This is a genomic window from Desulfotomaculum defluvii (genome assembly GCF_054657375.1).
The window spans coordinates 311678-325637 of record NZ_BAAHYV010000006.1; the positions used below are offsets into that span (position 1 = coordinate 311678).

At 40.3% G+C, this 13960-nt stretch carries 22 protein-coding genes; 6 read left to right on the forward strand and 16 right to left on the reverse strand.

The features are described 5' to 3' along the window. Window positions 1-91: 91 nt before the first annotated feature. Both tnpB and tnpA read right to left on the reverse strand, forming a co-directional pair. Entirely contained in the window at window positions 92-448 is a 357-nt protein-coding gene (gene tnpB, locus ACYQ03_RS04135; RefSeq protein ID WP_459907869.1) for an IS66 family insertion sequence element accessory protein TnpB, read from the reverse strand. Continuing rightward, window positions 438-809, reverse strand: a complete 372-nt coding sequence (gene tnpA, locus ACYQ03_RS04140) for an IS66 family insertion sequence element accessory protein TnpA (protein ID WP_459907871.1) — start codon at window positions 807-809, stop codon at window positions 438-440. The genes tnpB and tnpA overlap by 11 nt, the downstream gene beginning before the upstream one ends. Before the next feature lie 398 nt (window positions 810-1207). Here tnpA and ACYQ03_RS04145 point away from each other — a divergent pair, with 398 nt between their 5' ends. Beyond that, window positions 1208-1495, forward strand: a complete 288-nt coding sequence (locus tag ACYQ03_RS04145) for a hypothetical protein (RefSeq protein WP_459907872.1) — start codon at window positions 1208-1210, stop codon at window positions 1493-1495. Window positions 1496-1700: 205 nt separating this feature from the next. On the opposite strand, the gene ACYQ03_RS04150 is transcribed toward ACYQ03_RS04145, so the two are convergent. From ACYQ03_RS04150 to ACYQ03_RS04200, 11 genes are all read right to left on the reverse strand, one after another. Continuing rightward, window positions 1701-2018, reverse strand: coding sequence for a type II toxin-antitoxin system RelE/ParE family toxin (locus ACYQ03_RS04150; RefSeq protein ID WP_459907853.1), 318 nt, complete (start codon window positions 2016-2018; stop codon window positions 1701-1703). Then, on the reverse strand, window positions 2012-2191 hold the full coding sequence (locus tag ACYQ03_RS04155) for a hypothetical protein (protein ID WP_459907855.1): 180 nt from the start codon (window positions 2189-2191) through the stop codon (window positions 2012-2014). The genes ACYQ03_RS04150 and ACYQ03_RS04155 overlap by 7 nt, the downstream gene beginning before the upstream one ends. 478 nt (window positions 2192-2669) lie before the next feature. Continuing rightward, the gene (locus tag ACYQ03_RS04160) at window positions 2670-3182 is read right to left on the reverse strand and encodes an ATP-binding protein (RefSeq protein WP_459907873.1); all 513 of its coding nucleotides are present in this window, start codon (window positions 3180-3182) and stop codon (window positions 2670-2672) included. Window positions 3183-3422: 240 nt separating this feature from the next. Then, the gene (locus tag ACYQ03_RS04165) at window positions 3423-3740 is read right to left on the reverse strand and encodes a type II toxin-antitoxin system RelE/ParE family toxin (protein WP_459907875.1); all 318 of its coding nucleotides are present in this window, start codon (window positions 3738-3740) and stop codon (window positions 3423-3425) included. Beyond that, window positions 3734-3913 (reverse strand): hypothetical protein, encoded by a 180-nt coding sequence (locus ACYQ03_RS04170; RefSeq protein ID WP_459907855.1) that lies wholly within the window; start codon window positions 3911-3913, stop codon window positions 3734-3736. Before ACYQ03_RS04170 ends, ACYQ03_RS04165 begins: the two co-directional genes overlap by 7 nt. A gap of 420 nt (window positions 3914-4333) precedes the next feature. Further along, window positions 4334-4651, reverse strand: a complete 318-nt coding sequence (locus ACYQ03_RS04175; protein WP_459907853.1) for a type II toxin-antitoxin system RelE/ParE family toxin — start codon at window positions 4649-4651, stop codon at window positions 4334-4336. Continuing rightward, a complete protein-coding gene (locus ACYQ03_RS04180; RefSeq protein ID WP_459907855.1) occupies window positions 4645-4824 on the reverse strand; it encodes a hypothetical protein in 180 nt (59 codons plus the stop codon). Before ACYQ03_RS04180 ends, ACYQ03_RS04175 begins: the two co-directional genes overlap by 7 nt. 481 nt (window positions 4825-5305) lie before the next feature. Further along, the gene (locus ACYQ03_RS04185; RefSeq protein ID WP_459907857.1) at window positions 5306-5566 is read right to left on the reverse strand and encodes an RpnC/YadD family protein; all 261 of its coding nucleotides are present in this window, start codon (window positions 5564-5566) and stop codon (window positions 5306-5308) included. A gap of 506 nt (window positions 5567-6072) precedes the next feature. Further along, window positions 6073-6390, reverse strand: coding sequence for a type II toxin-antitoxin system RelE/ParE family toxin (locus ACYQ03_RS04190; protein ID WP_459907853.1), 318 nt, complete (start codon window positions 6388-6390; stop codon window positions 6073-6075). After that, the gene (locus tag ACYQ03_RS04195) at window positions 6384-6563 is read right to left on the reverse strand and encodes a hypothetical protein (RefSeq protein ID WP_459907855.1); all 180 of its coding nucleotides are present in this window, start codon (window positions 6561-6563) and stop codon (window positions 6384-6386) included. Before ACYQ03_RS04195 ends, ACYQ03_RS04190 begins: the two co-directional genes overlap by 7 nt. A 480-nt stretch (window positions 6564-7043) precedes the next feature. After that, window positions 7044-7304, reverse strand: coding sequence for an RpnC/YadD family protein (locus tag ACYQ03_RS04200; RefSeq protein WP_459907877.1), 261 nt, complete (start codon window positions 7302-7304; stop codon window positions 7044-7046). Between the two features lie 189 nt (window positions 7305-7493). Between ACYQ03_RS04200 and ACYQ03_RS04205 the strand changes: the two genes are divergently transcribed. Both ACYQ03_RS04205 and ACYQ03_RS04210 read left to right on the forward strand, forming a co-directional pair. Then, the gene (locus tag ACYQ03_RS04205) at window positions 7494-7676 is read left to right on the forward strand and encodes a hypothetical protein (RefSeq protein ID WP_459907859.1); all 183 of its coding nucleotides are present in this window, start codon (window positions 7494-7496) and stop codon (window positions 7674-7676) included. Next, window positions 7667-8314, forward strand: a complete 648-nt coding sequence (locus ACYQ03_RS04210; protein ID WP_459907861.1) for a DUF6338 family protein — start codon at window positions 7667-7669, stop codon at window positions 8312-8314. The genes ACYQ03_RS04205 and ACYQ03_RS04210 overlap by 10 nt, the downstream gene beginning before the upstream one ends. Before the next feature lie 433 nt (window positions 8315-8747). On the opposite strand, the gene ACYQ03_RS04215 is transcribed toward ACYQ03_RS04210, so the two are convergent. The 3 genes from ACYQ03_RS04215 to nudC all read right to left on the reverse strand — a co-directional run bounded on the left by ACYQ03_RS04215 (window position 8748) and on the right by nudC (window position 10516). Continuing rightward, window positions 8748-9080 carry a type II toxin-antitoxin system RelE/ParE family toxin gene (locus ACYQ03_RS04215; protein ID WP_459907879.1) on the reverse strand — a complete coding sequence of 111 codons (333 nt, stop codon included), beginning with the start codon at window positions 9078-9080 and terminating at the stop codon, window positions 8748-8750. A 2-nt stretch (window positions 9081-9082) separates the two neighbouring features. Beyond that, complete coding sequence (locus ACYQ03_RS04220; protein WP_459907866.1) at window positions 9083-9331, reverse strand: type II toxin-antitoxin system Phd/YefM family antitoxin; 249 nt, start codon at window positions 9329-9331, stop codon at window positions 9083-9085. 381 nt (window positions 9332-9712) lie between these two features. Next, on the reverse strand, window positions 9713-10516 hold the full coding sequence (gene nudC, locus ACYQ03_RS04225; RefSeq protein WP_459907880.1) for an NAD(+) diphosphatase: 804 nt from the start codon (window positions 10514-10516) through the stop codon (window positions 9713-9715). Between the two features lie 175 nt (window positions 10517-10691). Here nudC and ACYQ03_RS04230 point away from each other — a divergent pair, with 175 nt between their 5' ends. The 3 genes from ACYQ03_RS04230 (at window position 10692) to dprA (ending at window position 13925) form a co-directional block, all read left to right on the forward strand. Beyond that, window positions 10692-11279: a transposase gene (locus tag ACYQ03_RS04230; RefSeq protein ID WP_459907881.1), complete on the forward strand. Its 588-nt coding sequence runs from the start codon at window positions 10692-10694 to the stop codon at window positions 11277-11279. After that, a complete protein-coding gene (locus ACYQ03_RS04235) occupies window positions 11263-12813 on the forward strand; it encodes a YifB family Mg chelatase-like AAA ATPase (RefSeq protein ID WP_459907882.1) in 1551 nt (516 codons plus the stop codon). Before ACYQ03_RS04230 ends, ACYQ03_RS04235 begins: the two co-directional genes overlap by 17 nt. Before the next feature lie 101 nt (window positions 12814-12914). Further along, complete coding sequence (gene dprA, locus ACYQ03_RS04240) at window positions 12915-13925, forward strand: DNA-processing protein DprA (protein ID WP_459907884.1); 1011 nt, start codon at window positions 12915-12917, stop codon at window positions 13923-13925. The last annotated feature ends 35 nt before the right edge of the window (window positions 13926-13960 follow it).

Below are 13960 nucleotides of genomic sequence, written 5' to 3' on the forward strand. Positions count from 1 at the left end.
ACAGATCCTTTAGTGTTTTCCGCTGTATCCATTATACCATAAAGATGGCAACAAACCCAGTAAACATGCAGATTTACAGGATTTTTTGCTGTTAAAGACAGGCCGTAATATTAAGCTTTTTCACTGCCTTAGGTTGGTCTATAGAAAGACCTTCTAGGAGCCATCGGAATTCCTGGTATGTGATTAAGCGAACGGCTTTAGCATTCATTGGCCATTGAAAGCTTCCGCTTTCCAGGCGTTTATAAAGGAGAACGAATCCATCCCCTTCCCAATAGAGTGCTTTCATCCGGTCGCGTCTTCGACCACAAAAGAGAAACAAACTGTTCTGGAAGGGGTTCAATTGAAAGTTCTGTTGGACAATGGCGGCAAGCCCATCAATGGACTTACGCATATCGGTATAACCACAGGCGATATAAATTCTCTCCGCTTTCGAGATATCACCGAACATTTTGCAGTGCCCTCAGGGTGTTTTCGATCAACGTTGCGGAGGCATTGTTGCGAATCTCCAGTGTTACAGTACCCAAACGTATTGTAATATCTGACGATGATTTTTGATCCATGCTGGGATCAGTACCAGCAGTGGGGCCCGCAATGTTTACCGGAACGATTGGGTTGTTTTGGGCACAGAGTGATGGAAGGGCTTCGCAGGCAGCCGTACGAATACGTTTTAGCCAATAATAGTAACTCGCCGGACTGATGTCATGATCAGAACACCATGCAGAGACAGTTTTTCCACTACTGCGGCATTCTCGGACAATATCAGTCCACTGACTTAATCGATACTGGTTGGTCACTTCCCTGGTATTCAACTCTAAACCTCCTTTAGAGTTTTTCGAGTGAACTCGATAAACTCTAAAAACTCTAATTTAGAGAATTGTCCCACTGAATTAGGGAAGTTTCCATACACTGACTTATTAGACGCTTACGTTTAAAACATGGTGTTTATAATTTATTGCGTTGCAATGTTTACTGATTCTAAAATATTTAGCAATTCTATATGTAAATGATATTATAAAAGTGTACCACTTGACCCCATTTCGCTACTGTGAATAATATGACGAGATAGAGCCACCGTTCCGATTTGTGAGAGCCACCATGTGCATGAAATAGAGCCATCATGGTACTCAAGAGAGCCACTGCCCTCTTAATCCCCCTATAATGGAATTTGCACTTCTTCAGTGTAAATAACATCTAGGAGGATCAGCAAATGATCAAGTACCGTGAAATCCTTCGGCTCCATAGCCAAGGCATCAGTCAGCGTGGCATAGCAGCAAGTTGCCAATGCTCACGTAACACCGCATCAGCTGTTATTCAACGAGCAGATGAATGTGGAATATCCTGGCCGTTTGAAAAAGACCTATCGGACAGCGAGCTTCAGGATTTAATGCTCGGGGGAAATACCGGAATCCCCCTCCCCGTGGGCTTCCGGAATTTCCCAGAAGGGGACAGTCCCCACTCACGTTACCAACTTAACGAGCTAAAGCGATTGGATTAATACAAACTCCTCCGCTTGATTACCTCGGCAGAGGAGTTTTAACGTAAGATATATTACCGGAACCATTTGACTGGTTGGTTTTATTTCATTTGTAGTATATTCCTAAGCTAATAATAGTGCTAACACTAGAAAGGCAGGACCTGTCCCAGACCAATAGTCTGATTGATATGACCGGAATGAAGAAATAGTCTACTGCTCGTTATGTCTATTGTAATTCCCAGTCATCGCGAGAAAGTGATAAAAGATTACGAGAAGCATGCACAATTGAAATTATTTCCACTGTTTTCAGGTCCTCCGAAACACGATATACAATACGGTAATTCTGAAAAACTACTTCTCTCAATTGTTGGTTAGTGAATTCTGGAACCACTCTGCCAATTAAGGGAAAGTTTTTCAGCTTATCACTCGCTTTAACAATTCTTTTCGCAAATTGGTTTGCATAAATCCTGGAATCGACTGCTATATAATCAAAAATATGTTTCAAATTTCTTACAGCACGTTCGGTCCAAATTAGCTTTACCACGTTTCAATCTGCTCCAATACATCTTTGGTTGTTAATACTCGACCTTCATCAGCATCTTTAATTCCTTCCATAACCTGTGAAATAAAATATATCTGATACATAATATCTTCAGCCGAGCACCCATCAGGTAACTTTTTGATAGCCTCGATAATATTGTACTTGATTAAATCCATATACTTTCAACTCCTTTGTACAATTATACCACAAACTTGTGCTCGGGGGGAAAACCGGAATCCCCTCCCCAGGGCTTCCAGTTTTCCCCAAAAAGGGACAGTCCGTGCGGGAGCAGCCGTCAAGGCTGAGAATCTAATGGCGTGAAAGTCGCCTATCACCAATTAGCCGGTTCGGGTGATTAGCATATCCGGAACGCAGGGAGGTAACAAACTGCGGTGTGCCCGGATGTAAAAGCCACTGAGGCCTGTATTACTCAGAGAATTGAAGGTCGGAACAGTCAGAGTGGCGAGCAAAACTGATCGGAGGTAACCGGAAGGCCTCCCGGCACTTCCAGAATTTACCGAACGGGGACTGTTGTGTATTCCGATCAAATAAGACCACCTTCACGGGCAAAGAGGGCCACCTTGACGGTAAGTGAAGGCCACTATCACGGTCGTCAAGGCCACCCTCTTTACACAGCGTTAGTTAATCAAATTACTATGTTTGATTCGGCATCTTAGGGGCCGTTGCTTTCAAACCATGTCTTTCGCGCATAGAGACTTGTCCATCAATAATGATCTCAAAAGCATTATGAATGATACGGTCAATGATTGCTTCGGAGATCGGTCCCTCATTGGACGGGCTGATGCGTTCATACCAGCCTTTAGGAGCATATTGAGCGCAGAGAATCAGAGAACCACGGTGAATCCTAGCTTCAATGATCTCTAAGAGGTCGTAGGATTCTTGCTGGGTGAGACAACGAATGAGCCATTCGTCAACAATAAGCAAATCGGGCTTTTGGTAAGATTTGATCACCTTTCGGAAAGTCCCTAGTCCTTTTGCCACATTCAACTCGGTCAGTAACTCTGGCATTCGAATGTAACGCACACTTTTGAATTTTCGACAGGCAGCAATTCCTAGGGCGCAAGCAATCCATGCTCGGGGGAAATACCGGAATCCCCCTCCCCGTGGGCTTCCGGAATTTCCCAGAAGGGGACAGTCCCCACTCACGTTACCAACTTAACGAGCTAAAGCGATTGGATTAATACAAACTCCTCCGCTTGATTACCTCGGCAGAGGAGTTTTAACGTAAGATATATTACCGGAACCATTTGACTGGTTGGTTTTATTTCATTTGTAGTATATTCCTAAGCTAATAATAGTGCTAACACTAGAAAGGCAGGACCTGTCCCAGACCAATAGTCTGATTGATATGACCGGAATGAAGAAATAGTCTACTGCTCGTTATGTCTATTGTAATTCCCAGTCATCGCGAGAAAGTGATAAAAGATTACGAGAAGCATGCACAATTGCAATTATTTCCACTGTTTTCAGGTCCTCCGAAACACGATATACAATACGGTAATTCTGAAAAACTACTTCTCTCAATTGTTGGTTAGTGAATTCTGGAACCACTCTGCCAATTAAGGGAAAGTTTTTCAGCTTATCACTCGCTTTAACAATTCTTTTCGCAAATTGGTTTGCATAAATCCTGGAATCGACTGCTATATAATCAAAAATATGTTTCAAATTTCTTACAGCACGTTCGGTCCAAATTAGCTTTACCACGTTTCAATCTGCTCCAATACATCTTTGGTTGTTAATACTCGACCTTCATCAGCATCTTTAATTCCTTCCATAACCTGTGAAATAAAATATATCTGATACATAATATCTTCAGCCGAGCACCCATCAGGTAACTTTTTGATAGCCTCGATAATATTGTACTTGATTAAATCCATATACTTTCAACTCCTTTGTACAATTATACCACAAACTTGTGCTCGGGGGGAAAACCGGAATCCCCTCCCCAGGGCTTCCAGTTTTCCCCAAAAAGGGACAGTCCGTGCTCGGGGGAAATACCGGAATCCCCCTCCCCGTGGGCTTCCGGAATTTCCCAGAAGGGGACAGTCCCCACTCACGTTACCAACTTAACGAGCTAAAGCGATTGGATTAATACAAACTCCTCCGCTTGATTACCTCGGCAGAGGAGTTTTAACGTAAGATATATTACCGGAACCATTTGACTGGTTGGTTTTATTTCATTTGTAGTATATTCCTAAGCTAATAATAGTGCTAACACTAGAAAGGCAGGACCTGTCCCAGACCAATAGTCTGATTGATATGACCGGAATGAAGAAATAGTCTACTGCTCGTTATGTCTATTGTAATTCCCAGTCATCGCGAGAAAGTGATAAAAGATTACGAGAAGCATGCACAATTGAAATTATTTCCACTGTTTTCAGGTCCTCCGAAACACGATATACAATACGGTAATTCTGAAAAACTACTTCTCTCAATTGTTGGTTAGTGAATTCTGGAACCACTCTGCCAATTAAGGGAAAGTTTTTCAGCTTATCACTCGCTTTAACAATTCTTTTCGCAAATTGGTTTGCATAAATCCTGGAATCGACTGCTATATAATCAAAAATATGTTTCAAATTTCTTACAGCACGTTCGGTCCAAATTAGCTTTACCACGTTTCAATCTGCTCCAATACATCTTTGGTTGTTAATACTCGACCTTCATCAGCATCTTTAATTCCTTCCATAACCTGTGAAATAAAATATATCTGATACATAATATCTTCAGCCGAGCACCCATCAGGTAACTTTTTGATAGCCTCGATAATATTGTACTTGATTAAATCCATATACTTTCAACTCCTTTGTACAATTATACCACAAACTTGTGCTCGGGGGGAAAACCGGAATCCCCTCCCCAGGGCTTCCAGTTTTCCCCAAAAAGGGACAGTCCGTGCGGGAGCAGCCGTCAAGGCTGAGAATCTAATGGCGTGAAAGTCGCCTATCACCAATTAGCCGGTTCGGGTGATTAGCATATCCGGAACGCAGGGAGGTAACAAACTGCGGTGTGCCCGGATGTAAAAGCCACTGAGGCCTGTATTACTCAGAGAATTGAAGGTCGGAACAGTCAGAGTGGCGAGCAAAACTGATCGGAGGTAACCGGAAGGCCTCCCGGCACTTCCAGAATTTACCGAAACGGGGACTGTCCCTACATACGTTACTAACTTAACGAACTAAAGCGCTTGAATTAATACAAACTCCTCCGCTAGATTACCTCGGCAGAGGAGTTTTCACATAACATGTATTATGGAAACCATTTGACTGTTTGGTTTATTTCATTTGAGTAATGGCTGTCTGAATAATTTTTTTGGCTACTTCCTTGTCAGTGACATCAACAATTTGATCAAATATCCAGTCTAATACAGGTTCGCTGGTTATGTTCTTGACCATCTGCTGAAGTTCCAGGGACCCGACGCCAACTTTTCTGTAGAGTATTTTACAAATAGCATCTTGAGCTTTTTCAGTTTTACCTTCAGCTCTACCTTCAGCACGTTCCTGTTTTACCCATTCTTGATAGAGCGGTGATTCCATAATCATTTCCCTCCTAATCATTGAATGTATTAGTTCAGGGCTATATTTATTTCCAGCCATTATAGCCATCGCCCCATCGGTTTAACTCATTATTGGAACCAGTTGATTAATAACAAAGAGTACTCTTAAAAGTGTATGCTTATTGATATATTATATTTTCCACTGTAAAATATAGCCAGGGGTGATTTTTATGCTCGGGGGAAATACCGGAATCCCCCTCCCCGTGGGCTTCCGGAATTTCCCAGAAGGGGACAGTCCCCACTCACGTTACCAACTTAACGAGCTAAAGCGATTGGATTAATACAAACTCCTCCGCTTGATTACCTCGGCAGAGGAGTTTTAACGTAAGATATATTACCGGAACCATTTGACTGGTTGGTTTTATTTCATTTGTAGTATATTCCTAAGCTAATAATAGTGCTAACACTAGAAAGGCAGGACCTGTCCCAGACCAATAGTCTGATTGATATGACCGGAATGAAGAAATAGTCTACTGCTCGTTATGTCTATTGTAATTCCCAGTCATCGCGAGAAAGTGATAAAAGATTACGAGAAGCATGCACAATTGAAATTATTTCCACTGTTTTCAGGTCCTCCGAAACACGATATACAATACGGTAATTCTGAAAAACTACTTCTCTCAATTGTTGGTTAGTGAATTCTGGAACCACTCTGCCAATTAAGGGAAAGTTTTTCAGCTTATCACTCGCTTTAACAATTCTTTTCGCAAATTGGTTTGCATAAATCCTGGAATCGACTGCTATATAATCAAAAATATGTTTCAAATTTCTTACAGCACGTTCGGTCCAAATTAGCTTTACCACGTTTCAATCTGCTCCAATACATCTTTGGTTGTTAATACTCGACCTTCATCAGCATCTTTAATTCCTTCCATAACCTGTGAAATAAAATATATCTGATACATAATATCTTCAGCCGAGCACCCATCAGGTAACTTTTTGATAGCCTCGATAATATTGTACTTGATTAAATCCATATACTTTCAACTCCTTTGTACAATTATACCACAAACTTGTGCTCGGGGGGAAAACCGGAATCCCCTCCCCAGGGCTTCCAGTTTTCCCCAAAAAGGGACAGTCCGTGCGGGAGCAGCCGTCAAGGCTGAGAATCTAATGGCGTGAAAGTCGCCTATCACCAATTAGCCGGTTCGGGTGATTAGCATATCCGGAACGCAGGGAGGTAACAAACTGCGGTGTGCCCGGATGTAAAAGCCACTGAGGCCTGTATTACTCAGAGAATTGAAGGTCGGAACAGTCAGAGTGGCGAGCAAAACTGCTCGGCGGTAAATTCCGGAAGGCCTCCCGGCACTTCCAGAATTTACCGAAAGGGGACAGTCCCTACATACGTTACTAACTTAACGAACTAAAGCGCTTGAATTATACAACTCCTCCGCTGATTAACCCAGCAGGGGAGTTTTCACATAACATGTATTATGGGAACCATTTGACTGGTTGGTTTATTTCATTTGAGTAATGGCTGTCTGAATAATTTTTTTGGCTACTTCCTTGTCAGTGACATCAACAATTTGATCAAATATCCAGTCTAATACAGGTTCGCTGGTTATGTTCTTGACCATCTGCTGAAGTTCCAGGGACCCGACGCCAACTTTTCTGTAGAGTATTTTACAAATAGCATTTTGAGCTTTTTCAGTTTTACCTTCAGCTCTACCTTCAGCACGTTCCTGTTTTACCCATTCTTGATAGAGCGGTGATTCCATAATCATTTCCCTCCTATCATTGAATGTATTAGTTCAGGGCTATATTTATTTCCAGCCATTATAGCCATCGCCCCATCGGTTTAACTCATTATTGGAACCAGTTGATTACTAACAAAGAGTACTCTTAAAAGTGTATGCTTATTGATATATTATATTTTCCACTGTAAAATATAGCCAGGGGTGATTTTTATGTTTAAATTTTTCTTTAAGGCAGAAGCTCAAGAAGCGGATAGTAGAACTTTAAATAGTAAACGGGAACCCGTAATACTTGAAACGACTGTAACAAAGCTGGTACCCCCTAAGGAAGAAACTAGGCCAAGCAGAATTGTTATAAGGGACAAGCTTAAAAAAGAAGAACTTATATGCAAATAAGACCGGATACTATATTCTTAATTGTTCTTTTTATATTACCCGGTTTCTTTTCCCAAACGTTAATACGGTCTTTAAGTAAGAAAGAAGAAACTACTAAAAAATCTGATATCACATATTTAAGTATTTTACATTCATTAGTTATTTATACAATTATTTACCCAATATTAATTTTAATATGGGGCCTAGATATTCATGATGTAGGATCCATTAAAAACCTTCTTCTTTCTACCCGTTGGGCACCTATGGCAACTGTTGGTTTATTGGCAGTAATAAGTTTTACCTGGGCATTGATATACCTAAGATTTGAAGTGTTTTTAGTAAAGACATTAAGAAGATATATAAGACCAACCGTGGAACCACCAAATGTTTACGCCAGACTTTTAGATAGTGATTATAGGAAAAGTAGTGAACCCAATTCACATTGGATAACTATAAGAGTAAACGATAAATTAATTGAAGGTGGAGTAGAGTATGTAGTTGCCCAAGGTGAATATCGCGAAGTTTTTTTAACTAACGTTGCATACCTGGATATTGAAACACGGGAAATACTCTATAGACTACCTGAGAACACTGGGGTTGTTATTAATTTGGATAATGTAGATATAAGTGAAGTTACCTCTGTACGCATTAACAACTAATAGATATTACATTTAATGGAAACACTACCTACCAAAGGTGGTGTTTAATTAATATGACGAACAAAAAGGAAGATAAGATTATACTTGATACAAAGGTTAAGGAAATAAAACCTCCCAAAGAGGAAACAAGACCCAGCACAAAAATTAGGGACAACTTACTCAGGTAAATTGCCATTTCAGTAAATTTCGGAAGGCCTCCTCGTGCACTTCTACCAAAAGGAGACGGCTCGTGTTCGGGGGGGAACCGGAATCCCCTTCCTAACAGTTTTCAGGATTCCCCAAAAGGGGACTATCCCTCCTTGCGTTACCACTTTAACTTGCTGAAGTACATACCACTAAACTTCCCCGCTGGTGAACCTGGGGATTTAACGTATTGTATATTATAGGGACCAATGAATAAGGATTTGGGTTCTTAACCAATATTAGAGGTATTTCACTTATTTGTCTTTTTGAATGGCTTATCTTCAAAAAGAATAGATAAATAATCTCGAACTCCATTTAGGATACGGTAAACGGAAACATATTCTCCCTCGATTTTGTAAAATATGAGGTTATCACCACTAACTAGATAACGGTAGTCCGTCTTTATATTAATTTTAATACTAAGTGAGGCCCCTACTTCTGGGAAATCAGCAAGTTTTTCTATCGCTGAGTAAAGGTTGTTTCCTATCCTTAAGGCGATTTCAGAATTGTATTGAGCGATGTATTCTTTTATTTCTTGCACATCTGAAATTGCCATTGGGTTGATTCTGATCTTATATTTCACAATTAGACCTCCAATGCATTCTTGAGGTCATTAAGTGACTTCCATTCCTCTCCCGTTTTAACTGCATCCTCTGCTTCGGAGAGCTTGGATAGCAGCTTTATCACTGCCTGTTGTTTTTCGTAATCCTGCATATCTAAAAGAGCATAGCGACCTCTACCGTTTTTAGTTAAGAACACTGGTTCTCCGACCTTGCAGGAGCGGAGAACATTGTTATAGTTCCTTAAATCAGAAATTGGCTTAATGTTTGGCATTCTTAACACCTCCATGACTTGCTGTTATAATTATACCCTAAATTTTCGAAAAAAAGGATGAAAGATTTTACAACAAGGTACTTAATCCCACTGCTCGGCGGTAAATTCCAGAAGGTCTACGGGGCATCCAAAATTTACGAAAATAGTCCCCACTTATGTTACCAACTTAACTAACTAAAGCGCTTGAATTAATACAAACTCCTCCGCTAGATTACCTCGGCAGAGGAGTTTTCACATAACATGTATTATGGAAACCATTTGACTGGTTGGTTTATTTCATTTGAGTAATGGCTGTCTGAATAATTTTTTTGGCTATTTACTTTGAGTAGTAAAATTTCATTAGTGGTTTGTACGTACAGTTATATATTGTAAACATGATTCTTAATTCTTATTTATAAACCAATCTATTAATCTTCTTGCTATTGTACTCTTGGCAGCCAGACTGGGGAGTTCATCTGAAGTAAACCATTTTGCATCCATAATCTCTAGATTGTCTACTTTTATCTCCCCTTGATCATACTCCGCCGTAAAAGCAATCATTAAAGCGTCGGGAAAGGGCCAGGGCTGGCTGCCAAAATACTTAATGTTCTTTACCCCTATGCCAACTTCTTCCCAGATCTCTCTTTTAATGCACTCCTCCAGGGTCTCCCCTGGTTCCACGAAACCTGAAATAACACTATAGTGGTTGGTTGTAAATTTCTTATTTCTCGCCAATAGTATTTGGTTACCCTTGGTAATAGCTACAATCACAGCTGGGGATATTCGGGGATAACTAATAAGCCTACAGGATGGACATTGTTTAGCTAACTCATCCGGGCTATCTATGTTGTGCGAACCGCACCTGCCACAAAATTGATGGGTTTGATCCCAATGAATCACTTGATAGGCCCGACCGGCAGTAATAAAAATTTTTTCAGTTAATTGGTCTAATAGCTGTCTTAAATTTTGAAAACTATAGTAATCAGGTAATTTAATATCTTTTTTTAGTTCAGCAGCATAACAAGGAAGTTGATCTGATTTTCCAAGGTAGTGGGATTGTGTTATATCAATTTTTAAATCTTCCAAGTCAGAAGAAGTTACTGGAGTCACTTGGTTATTCAACATTTTTACCAGCAGCTTGTCGTCTTGAAATAAGAACCAAAGGGTATAAATTTGTTTAAATTCTCTATCATACACAATAGTCATTACTATAACATCTCTTTTCATTTTTCTTGAACTTTTAGCTGTACACCTTATCATTATAAAGCAATTTTTTTGCAAAAAAGGACACAAATAGCTAAATAATTTATGTAAAATAAAGGAAATTTACTATCGTTACAAGAATTATTAGAAAATTATATAATGTGGGTGGTGGGTATTTATGCCACGCAAGAACCGAGTATGGTATCCTGGTGCTGTTTATCACATCATGTGTAGAGGGAATCACCGTCACGATATTTTTAGGGATGAGGAAGACAGGTTGTTTTACCTGACCACATTGAAGGAAGTCAAAAAAGAACTACCTTATATATTGCATAGTTATTGTTTGATGACAAATCACGTCCATTTGGAGATTGAGTCCGGCGATATCAATATAGGTCAGGTTATGAAAAAAATAAATATGTTTTATGCCGTGTATTTTAATAAAAAATATAATTTTATTGGGCATTTGTTTCAGGACCGGTATCGTGCTGAATTAATAGAGACAACGTCCCACCTATTGCAAATAAGCAAATATATACATTTAAATCCTGTTAGAGCTAATATTGAACCAAGTCCCGATTTATACAGATGGAGCAGCTATAAAGTATATGTGGGCGAACACCAAGATGAACTTACAACCACGGAAAAAATATTAGGATGCTTTTCTCCCCCAAGGGTCAAAAACTATCGGGCATATGTTGAGGAAGTATTAAAATTTATTGAAGATAAGCCTAAAGGGGATGAAGTAGATGGCAACAGTAATTAACTCATTTGCTATAACCGGAATTGATGGTTATCAGGTGGACGTTGAAACAGTAACTATGTATGGGCAACCCTCCATAACCATTGTAGGGCTTGGTGATACAGCTATTAAAGAATCCCGTCAGCGTCTGGAAGCGGCCATTAATTATGTAGGTTACGAATTTCCAAAGATGAAAATAGCTATTAACCTGGCACCCGGAGATATTAAAAAGAGTGGTTCGCATTTTGATCTTAGTATGGCAGTTGGCTTGTTGGTTGAAACCAATCAAGCAATGGTAAACAGAGAATCGTTAAAGGGTTACGGCTTTATTGGAGAGCTGTCCTTTAATGCCTTTTTGCGCCCTTGTGGTGGGGTATTGTCTATGACTATTGCGGCTAGGGATGCAGGTATAACAAAACTAATTGTTCCTGAGGAAAATATTAGGGAAGCATCCTTGGTACATGGGATTGAAGTATTGGGCTTTAGTAGCCTTCAATCGGTGGTTGACTACCTTGAAGGTAGAAAGGACTATAGGGCACCTATAATAGAAATAAGTGATCAAGACCGGACAAAGGACAGAATGCTGGATTTTCGGGATGTACAGGGACATGATGTGCTGATCCAATATATCGTTGTTGCAGCAGCTGGAGGACATAATATGTTGATGAGCGGATCTCCGGGCTGTGGCAAGTCTATGATCGCCAAAAGAATGGATACTATACTTCCTGATATGACTGAGGAAGAAGCACTGGAAGTAACCAAAATATACAGTGTTGCTGGGTTGATAAAGGACCGAAGCCAACTAATTAATAATCGTCCCTTTCGTGCCCCACATCATAATGCCTCTATGAATTCACTTGTGGGAGGAGGTAATCCTGCCGTACCTGGTGAGGTCTCACTGGCCCATAACGGTGTGCTTTTCCTTGATGAAATGGCAGAATTTAATAGTAAATCCTTGAATGCTTTACGCCAGCCAATGGAGGATAAAGTAGTGACCATATCCAGGGTAAAAAGTACTGTGACATTTCCCTGTAATTTTATGCTAGTGGCGGCGATGAATCCTTGTCCCTGTGGTAATTATGGGAATGATCGATGTAAGTGCAGCGATTATGAAGTCTTAAAGTATCGGCAAAAGATATCTGGCCCAATATTGGATCGCATTGATTTGCAAAAATATGTACATGCTGTTAATTATCTTGAATTAACCTCACAGACAGAGGGGAAAAGTTCATCCGAGCTACGGGAAAGAGTGCAGTTTGCCAGGAAAATTCAACAGAAACGTTTTGTGCATATACCCACAGTGAATTGCAATGCCCAAATGAATGAAGCTTTGGTTAAGGAGTATTGCCGTTTAGATGACGCTGGCAATAAACTTTTACAACTCGCCTATGATAGGTTTCGTTACAGTGCCCGGAGTTTTCATAAGTTCTTAAAGCTGGCAAGGACCTTTGCTGATCTTGATGGTGCAGACCAAATACGCAAGCAGGATGTGGCAGGTGCACTTATGTCGCGGGATCTAGATAAAGATAAATCAAGGCTTCTGGTAGTTCAAGATTGACTATGGATCTATTCTGGATTTGGTTGAGTACAATTAAGGGCATAGGTCCAGTAAGCCAAAAAAGACTACTGGCTGTATTCCAAAACCCGGAGCGTGTTTACATGGCAGATAGGGAAGAACTTATTGAGCGGACAGGACTGCCTATGAAATTTATTGAAGCACTTTTGATATCACGTTCCCTAGTAAAAGCAAAAAAAATTAAAGAAAGCTTGAGTAGATATAATATACGGCTGCTAACTATTAATAATGAACTATATCCCAAAGAAGCAAGTACCTTCCCTTCCTCACCTGTAGTATTATATTATCGCGGTAATTTAAAAGAGGAAAGTATGGGCATTGCGATCATTGGCAGTCGACGTTGCACACAATACGGGAAGCAGGTGACCTCAGAAACAGCCGCTTATCTGGCGGAAAAAGGGATACCTGTAATCAGTGGCATGGCCAAGGGAATTGATGGATATGCACATACTTCTTGCCTAGGGGCAGGGGGTTATACCATAGCCTTTTTGGCCAACGGCCTAGATATATGTTACCCGCCGGAACATCAGATTCTAATGAATAAAGTAATTGAAAATGGTGCCGTTATCTCACCTTATCCACCCCAAACAAGGCCTCTAAAGGCTAACTTCTATAAAAGAAATGAGTTGATGAGTGCTTGGTCGATGAAAGTGCTGGTGGTTGAGGCAGGTATTAAGAGCGGTGCGTTAATGACGGCCCAATTTGCCCGGCAACAAAATCGGGAGATATTGGCCGTACCTAACAGCATATACAGCACAGAAAGTGCTGGGACTAATAGGTTGATCTCCCAAGGGGCCAAGATATATTTGCAACCCGAACAGCTTTTGCCCGAAGGGTTAGAAATAGCTAACACACCTTTGTCAAAATCTAAAACCTTGATTAATTCCCATGGGCAGCATTCTTCAAGGCAACTAACATCCTTAGAAAAACTTATTATTGAAAGGTTGACAACGCCGCAGGATATAGAGCATCTAGTGGATATATTTGATGGTAATATGACGGCGTTATTGGATTTGCTTTGTATAATGGAACTGGAAGGGAAAATAAATATCCTCCAAGGTAAGATTGTCAGGGAAGTGGGTGCCAGGTACTAAACTTGTAATAACTAGGAGTTTATTTTTGATGCATT